The 6,086-nt window shown below is 60.5% G+C and carries 6 protein-coding genes and 1 pseudogene; all 7 read right to left on the reverse strand.

The genetic code is table 11. From position 1 onward, the window contains the following. Positions 1-322, reverse strand: a pseudogene (locus ACTJJX_RS34540) (hypothetical protein); the annotation flags it as partial. Continuing rightward, entirely contained in the window at positions 319-1,644 is a 1,326-nt protein-coding gene (locus ACTJJX_RS34545; RefSeq protein ID WP_031675614.1) for an STY4528 family pathogenicity island replication protein, read from the reverse strand. The gene ACTJJX_RS34545 and the pseudogene ACTJJX_RS34540, both read right to left, overlap by 4 nt. A gap of 2 nt (positions 1,645-1,646) precedes the next feature. Continuing rightward, positions 1,647-2,402: a DUF2857 domain-containing protein gene (locus ACTJJX_RS34550; protein WP_003121580.1), complete on the reverse strand. Its 756-nt coding sequence runs from the start codon at positions 2,400-2,402 to the stop codon at positions 1,647-1,649. Between the two features lie 27 nt (positions 2,403-2,429). Next, positions 2,430-4,163: a ParB family protein gene (locus tag ACTJJX_RS34555; protein WP_003448780.1), complete on the reverse strand. Its 1,734-nt coding sequence runs from the start codon at positions 4,161-4,163 to the stop codon at positions 2,430-2,432. After that, positions 4,160-4,429 carry an Arc family DNA-binding protein gene (locus ACTJJX_RS34560; protein WP_003448782.1) on the reverse strand — a complete coding sequence of 90 codons (270 nt, stop codon included), beginning with the start codon at positions 4,427-4,429 and terminating at the stop codon, positions 4,160-4,162. The genes ACTJJX_RS34555 and ACTJJX_RS34560 overlap by 4 nt, the downstream gene beginning before the upstream one ends. 20 nt (positions 4,430-4,449) lie before the next feature. Next, entirely contained in the window at positions 4,450-5,340 is an 891-nt protein-coding gene (locus tag ACTJJX_RS34565; protein WP_003119279.1) for a DNA adenine methylase, read from the reverse strand. Then, a partial coding sequence (gene yejK, locus ACTJJX_RS34570) for a nucleoid-associated protein YejK (RefSeq protein WP_171886853.1) occupies positions 5,337-6,086 on the reverse strand: 750 nt, incomplete at its 5' end. The genes yejK and ACTJJX_RS34565, both read right to left, overlap by 4 nt.

Consider the following 6,086-nt stretch of genomic DNA (forward strand, 5'->3'; position numbering starts at 1 on the left):
CACCCAACTCGTCGACGGCGCCGAGGTCGATCCTTGGCAGAGTGTTGCCAGTGGCAACACCCAGCTCGCCGCCGGCGCTGGGGTCGGTCCCTGGTGGGGTGATTCCAGTGGAATCACCCAACTCCTCGACGGCGCCGAGGCTGGATCCTGGTGAAGTGGTGCCAGTGGCACCACCCAGCTCGTCGACGGCACCGAGTTCGATCCTTGGCAGAGTGTTGCCAGTGGCAACACCCAGTTCGCCACCGGTGCCGAGGTCAGGACCTGGCAGAGTGATGCGGGCCGCATCACCAAAAAACACGACGCCCGACCGAGACTTTCTCATGGCTCATCACCCCGCTCGGATGGCACGCTCGATCCGTGCCTGGGCCGAATGAGGTCCTTGAGCCGGCTGAGGACCTCGTTCCCTGTCCGGGTATCCCCCTTCGGCTGAAGCTGAGGCTGTGTAGGCGTTGTGGGGCTTGGTGGTGCCAGAGCACGACTGGGGCGTTCCGCTGCTGGGATGGTTCGTTCAGCCGGTTCCTCTGGAGCCCAAGAGGCGTTGAACTTGCCCTGGACTGCACGCTGGATGAGCGTCATGAGGTAGCCGAACGGATTACCGACGGTTCCGCCGGCACATCGGTGCTGCCATTGCTCGATGATGGGTTGCCGAAGATCCTCGGACACCCGTCGGAGCGCGCTTACGGCTTGGATCCGTTGCTCGGCCTCCAGTGTGTGCAAGAGGCCCTGCCAGTTCGGATGTGCTTCCTCGCGTGTTCGCGGTTGTACTGGCTTTTTACATACAGAACCTTGTTTGTATGTATACGTACTATATGAGTTCGGCATCCGAACCAAGGGCGTACTCGGCGGATTCTGTCTGGGTTCGGCATCCGAACTCAGCGGTAAAGCGCATTGCTTGCCGCTGATTTCACTGAGTTCGGCATCCGAACTCAGGGTTGAATGAGGTAGATCGGGCAGAGTTCGGATGCCGAACTCTGCCGCTGGATCCGCTTCGAGCTGACTATCAATAGCCCATTGCTGGTGGTTCAAGCGTCCCTCGAGCTTCTCCAGATGGGTTGGGAGGCGGCGACCCACGTCCGGGTCATCCCTGAACTCCCGCCATGTGACCTGGCCGATTTCGCGTATGGCTCGGTTGCTGTCGCCGGTGGACTGGCTCAGCAACTGCATGTAGTCGGGGTCCAGCTCCAGGGCTTCTGCCGGGGATACCGGTTCGTCGTGGAGGATGTAGACGTTGCCCTGTACTTGCCCGTTGAGGTCGTTGCGCAGGCGACGGCCGAGACTGAGCCAGCGTGTCAACCGAAGGACCTTGAGTGCCTTGGCGATGGTTTCGCGCGAGGCGATCTTACCCGGCTGCATGCCGAGATAAGGGCGTAGTTGCTCGTATGTAGGGAACGCGGTCAGTCCGTCGTCGTTGATGAGCAAGCGGAACACTTGCCAGCAGTTCCGCTCCAGCGGGGTGAGGCGTTTATCCAGCAGCAGGCGCCGAGGAACGGTTTCATGCGGGTTACCGCTGAAAATGATGCCGGAATATTGTTGAGCCAGCGGTTCGCCGCTCTCGGCATCAAGCCGCTTCTTAAACAAGTGGGCCTCGAGATGTCCCGAGGCCGAGTCCAGCAGAGTCGAAATGGGAAAGCGCGACAGCCTCATTGTCATGGTGTCGTATCGCCTTCGGACTGAACCAGGTTGAGGAGTTGCTGCTGCGCAGACTCAATCTCCAAGCGGGGGCTCTGTGGCGGGTGAGCCGTAGGCGAGGGGAGGTGAGCGCTGACGTTGGCCAGGTAAAGGGTGGCGGGCTTGGCCTGCTCTTTCCTGTTTGGTTGGTAGAGGCTGTCTTTCAACCAGCTCTGGATGAGAGACCAAACGATGGCGAGGCTGATGAACTCTGGACTGTCTTGTTCGACTCCGGCGTTGACTTCCTCGGTGAGGATCATCGCGATGTCCAGCAACTCCATGCTGTCCTCGAGGCGGACCTGGTTTTCCTGCATCAGGTGCTCCCAGCGGAACCAAATCTGGCGTTCGGTCTGTTCGTCAAGTTGCCGCCAGCGACCGCGGCGCGGGTGGATCTCCAGGATCAAGCGCTTGGTGGCGGTGTCCTCCGGCGACAGACCGAAAAAGCTCTGAATCATCGTTGTGGTGGCTCCCAGCTTCAGTGCGCGTTCGATCTGCAGCTCTTCCTGCGCGCTGCGCTCGGCTGTGGCCAGGATTTTCTCCATGACGTCGATGTTCACTCTGACGTCTACCCAAGAAACCGGGGTATTGGTCAGGATGCTCATGACGGCAGGCTGTTGGAGCTGAGCCAGAATCTCCGGCCGCAGCCCCATCTCGGCACAACGCCTGAGCTGGCCGTTGCGCAGGTGGTTGAGCACTTGAGTCAGGACCGCTTCATTGATCAACGACTTCGACATGTCGATCTCTCCCCAAATCGTGCGAAATCACTGGTCGGTAGCTGCTTGCTCGAAGGTGGCCGGCGGCAGCTCAAGGTCAACCAGGCGTCGGGCAAGACGAATGATCCGGAACAGTTTCACCAGGGCTTCGTCATTGAGACGGCCTGCCTGGTTGGATGGCTGATCGCTTGTGGTGGGTTGGCCCAGCAGCAACTGAGCGAGGCCAGCTGAGAACTGGAATTCACCCAGTGCATCGCGGCAGGTCTGCTGGTCGTGTGAGTTCAGGACGACTTGGACCTGGCCGCTGAGCGCTTGAAGCAGCGTCATGAGGTGCAGCGCTGAATCAGTAATCTCAGGGTCTTCATTGGGCTCGCGATACGTGTAACCCACACCGCCCTGGATCCTGACGATTTCGCCAGGGGCGCCGACGTGCAGAGCGATCTCTTCAGCCAGGTCAGCGATGTGCTGTCGCAGGATCTCGGGGGTATCGATCGACCGCTCGATGTACCAGAGGTCGGTGATCGGGTGCAGACCGCCGACTTGCACTGGGATTGCCTGCAGGGCTGTTTCATCGAAGACAGGTAGATGTTCACCCTCGAGAGCGGCCAGACGTTGGCGAGTCTGCTGGATCTTGGTCGATACCGGACTCACGATATGGCCTGCCAAGAGCGCTGCACGCTCCTCATCGGTCAGTTGCTGCTGTTGTACAGGTAGCGGCGGAGTTGGCGGGGTAGAGGGATTACCCGGGAGGCTATTGGTCTTGGACGTTTGGAGGCCGGCAGCGGGGCTCTGTGATTGTGCTTGTCCAGTAGTCGACGCGGCAGGACTTTCCTGCCCTACTGGTGGGATTTCAGGTGGTGCGGCAGGTGCGGGCAGATCGACCAGAGTGCCCCGGCGCTGTTCCTGCTGGCCGTTGGTGATCTCGAGCAGGATCTGGTCATAACGCAGGCCCAGGGGCCGCTTCATCTGGTCGATGAGCTCGTCCTGGAAGCGGTCGAATATGAACTCGTCAGGGCTACTGTCGAAGATTGCCAGCGTGTCCTGGAACAGCATTTCAAAGTCAATCCCTTCACCGGCGTATAGACGTGCCCAGCAGGAGGATGCCGACTTTCTGAGTGACAGGAGTTTTTCGATTTGCGGTTTACCGAGCCCTGAATACAGCATCACAGGGATGGCTGGCAGCAGTATCTCAACGGCATCCAGCATCTTGCTGATGTGTGAATGTGAAACAGGATAGCCGTCATCGGTGAGCTTCCGTGACAGCTCGCGGATGCCGACCGGTTCGCCTTTCTCCTCCTCATACCAGGCTTTCGCTTTCTGAATGCCCACGGCTCGCTCGATGAACTTGAGGTCACCCTTCAGATCGTTCTCAGCCAGGTGACCAGTCAGCGCGATGATTTCGCCGCGCTGCTTGTCCCAGGGCCTGAACAGGCAGTTGAAGCGGAAGTAACGTTCGTCGCCGGTTTCTTTGTAGAGCTCGTTGAGAATTTCCAGGCGAGTGTTTCCGCCGTTGCGAATGCGGTATTTGTCTTCCCCAGGGCGTCGAGTCACTGGTGGCGGCGTATCGAGGCCTCGATGCCGGATCGATTCTTTCAACTCATCGTATTTCGGGTTTCGAGTGGTCCGGGGGTTGTCGTGCCAGGGGAGGACCTGGTCGAGTGTCAGCACCATGGGCGTGTCGCTGATCGGGTCCGACAACTGTTCCAGAACGGGCGGCGCGGTGAAACCAGGGGCAAGTAGCCGGTCTTTCAGATCTTGCGGGTTGATCTTGGCCATACTCATGCCTCCGCCACCTGAGGCGTGTTCGCCGCAGCCAGCTCTGCCTGCAGACGCTGGTTCTTGGCGAAGAGCTCGTCGACCATTCGGTTCGCTCGAGCGAGTTCTTCTTCGAGCGCGTTGCTGCGCTCCAGCCGGTAGACGATCTCGCTGTTGGCCGAGCGGTGGTTATGCGCGGCTTTTTGCTTGAGTTGATCGCGGAGCCCTTGCGGCATGCGTACAACAAACTTGTCTTCTGCGTGTTTGCGGTCGATCGAAGTAACGTTCTTCATATTGTTCTCCTGCAGATCGCTCAGTACTGAGCGACCGTGGTCTGGAATGAGGGCGATGGAGACGCATTACTGGCCTGGAAGAAATCCAGTTGTGCCAACCCCTCAAGCGCTGCGCTGTTGAGCCAGAGGCATTCGATTCGCTCTCTGGAGCCGTCTGCATAGGCGTGGCGGTCGACTCTGTGCCAGGTGCTGTAGAGCTCGTCGTAGAGTGGGCAGGGATATCCGGAGAGCACCACCATGCCGCGCAGCCGCTTGAGGAATGCCGCCAGCTCCTTGTGCTGGTTGTCGTCCAGTTCGTACCGGTACGACTTGCCTGTGGCGTTGTGGCGCACCTTCGTGCTGCGGGTCGAGTGGACATAGGGCGGATCCACGTAGTGCAGCGTATTCGGCCGGTCGTGATATTCCATCAGCGCGAGGGCGTCGCGGTTTTCGATCACCACGCCCTGCAGGCGTTCTGTTATCGCGGTCAGCGTGTCGGGGTAGTTGCGCCAGTCCAGTGCAGGTCCGGTACCGGATCTGGTCGAGGTTGAGCGGAACCCTGTACGTTCGCCGGACGCAGCTGCGGTACCGAAACCTTGCAAGCTTCGGGTAACCATCCGCCGCGCGCGCTCGAGCGGATCGGACGTTTCCGCGTAGCTGGCTTCGAACTCTTCCCGGGCAAACGGGGTAAGCGCCAGGGCCTGGCGCAGTTGCTCACCGTGATCCCGCGCGACGCGGAACAGGTTCACCACGTCCCCGTCGAGGTCGTTATAGATCTCGGCGTAGCTGCGGGCTTTCCGGAGCAGGACGGAGGCTGCGCCGCCGAAGGGCTCGACGTAAGTGTGATGTGGCGCCAGGTGCTGGATGATCCAGGGAGCAAGTTTCCACTTGCCTCCGTGGTAGCGCAGGATTGGGCGACGAACCCCTTTCATGACGTGCTCTCCTGCTCCGCCTTGCGGCGCTTGAGCTGGTCGCGAAGCTGAGTGGGGAGGCTGCTGATCCGGAGTGTGTCGCGCTCCTCGTCGTACTCGATCCTGGAGCCCAGCAGGTGCGCCTCGAAGCTGATCGACAGGCCTTCGGCGCGGCCGGTGAAGCGGCGGAACTGGTTGAGGGTGCGCTTGTCCGCCGGGATTTCCGGCGACAGGCCGTAGTCCTTGTTACGGATGTAGTCGTAGAACGCCCGCGGTTGCTGGTCGTCCATCAGTTCCGAAAGCGCGTCGAGGGTCATCGGCTCGCCGATGCGCGCCTGGGAGGTGGCGTAGTCGACCAGCGTCTCGGTCTTCTCGCGGGCCTGTTCCTCGGCCATGTCCTCGCTTTCCACGAAATCGCTGAAGGCTTTCAGCAGGGTGCGCGTCTCGCTCGGCGAATCCACCCCTTCCTGGCAGCCGATGAAGTCGCGGAAATAGTCGGAGACCTTCTTCCCGCCCTTGCCCTTGATGAACGAGATGTACTGCTTCGACTGCTTGTTGTTGCGCCATTCGGAAATGTTGATCCGCGCGGCCAGGTGCAACTGGCCGAGGTCCAGGTGGCGCGACGGGGTGACCTCCAGCGACTCGTTCACCGCCACGCCTTCGCTGTGGTGCAGCAGGGCGATCGCCAGGTAGTCGGTCATGCCTTGCTGGTAGTGGGCGAACAGGACGTGGCCGCCGGTGGAGAGATTGGACTCCTCCATCAGCTT

It is taken from the genome of Pseudomonas sp. 22490 (genome assembly GCF_052044465.1).
In the GTDB taxonomy this organism is placed as follows: Bacteria; Pseudomonadota; Gammaproteobacteria; order Pseudomonadales; family Pseudomonadaceae; genus Pseudomonas; species Pseudomonas aeruginosa.

Excerpts from the sequence above, each read along its gene's own strand:
- ACTJJX_RS34550 (WP_003121580.1), bottom strand. The coding sequence starts at position 2,402 with ATGTCGAAGTCGTTGATCAATGAAGCGGTCCTGACTCAAGTGCTCAAC.
- ACTJJX_RS34560 (WP_003448782.1), bottom strand. The coding sequence starts at position 4,429 with ATGAAGAACGTTACTTCGATCGACCGCAAACACGCAGAAGACAAGTTT.
- ACTJJX_RS34555 (WP_003448780.1), bottom strand. The coding sequence starts at position 4,163 with ATGAGTATGGCCAAGATCAACCCGCAAGATCTGAAAGACCGGCTACTT.
- ACTJJX_RS34545 (WP_031675614.1), bottom strand. The coding sequence starts at position 1,644 with ATGAGGCTGTCGCGCTTTCCCATTTCGACTCTGCTGGACTCGGCCTCG.
- ACTJJX_RS34565 (WP_003119279.1), bottom strand. The coding sequence starts at position 5,340 with ATGAAAGGGGTTCGTCGCCCAATCCTGCGCTACCACGGAGGCAAGTGG.